1 protein-coding gene and 1 pseudogene are annotated in these 808 nt (G+C 41.8%); both read left to right on the top strand.

Annotation, left to right across the window (positions count from 1 at the left end):
* Positions 1-65: 65 nt before the first annotated feature.
* Positions 66-638, top strand: coding sequence for a DNA-J related domain-containing protein (locus tag A3729_RS26715; protein WP_068554482.1), 573 nt, complete (start codon positions 66-68; stop codon positions 636-638).
* Positions 639-696: 58 nt separating this feature from the next.
* A pseudogene (locus A3729_RS31910) lies at positions 697-808 on the top strand (tRNA 2-thiocytidine(32) synthetase TtcA); the annotation flags it as partial.

The raw sequence follows: 808 nt of genomic DNA, 5'->3' as shown, positions 1-808 counted from the left end.
GAAAGAAAAGAACGGTGTAGGCATCGCCCCTCCTCGAAGCCGTTTAGGCAAGAAGGCTCACTAGCTTGGATGTCTTGTTAGATATTATCAAGGGGATAGATAACTATCTTGATGATCATGCTAGCGTTAAAGAAATTGAGCTTATTCAACATCTAAAATGCATTCAGCAAGAGCCGTTTTCCGAGTTCAATATAAGTCAGAGTAAAGACCTTTTTCGTGCCCACTTTCTGTTAAAACACGCCCTTTACACGCTACAAAACACTTATCTAGATGAGCAGCGTTTTTTTCTCGACATCAATCTGATAAATATATCTAGAAGACCCTTTGCAGAAGGAGTTTCCGAATTATCATCTTATGATTCGGTTAAGGCATATTACCTTGATATTAGCCACTATTTTGAAACAGAAGAAGATGAAGTAAACGACCTGCTCGATAAGTTTTGGCGTAAGTTTCTGGCAAATGATGATCGGCATGCTGCGCTAAGTGTATTAGATTTGCCTGCTAATGCTGACCAAAGGCAGGTTAAGCTTCAGTATCGTAAGCTTGCTCAAATTCATCACCCTGATAAGGGGGGCTGCGGGGAACAGTTTAAAAAAATATCCGCTGCTAAACGTTTGTTAGACCGGGCTTTGGGTTAAAGCCGTAAATTCGCTATAATGCGCGCCTTTAATGTTGTCGTTGTCAGGTTGTAGGGTTATGCAGAGCTTAGCAGGTTCAGAGAAATACGAGTTTAACAAGCTTCAAAAGCGCTTGCGCAGTGGCATGGGTAAGGCCATTGCCGACTTTAATATGATCGAAGACGGTGATC

Source organism: Oleiphilus sp. HI0043 (assembly GCF_001634935.1).
Note: the sequence above shows the minus strand (reverse complement) of the source record. Positions and strands in the feature narration are given on the sequence as shown.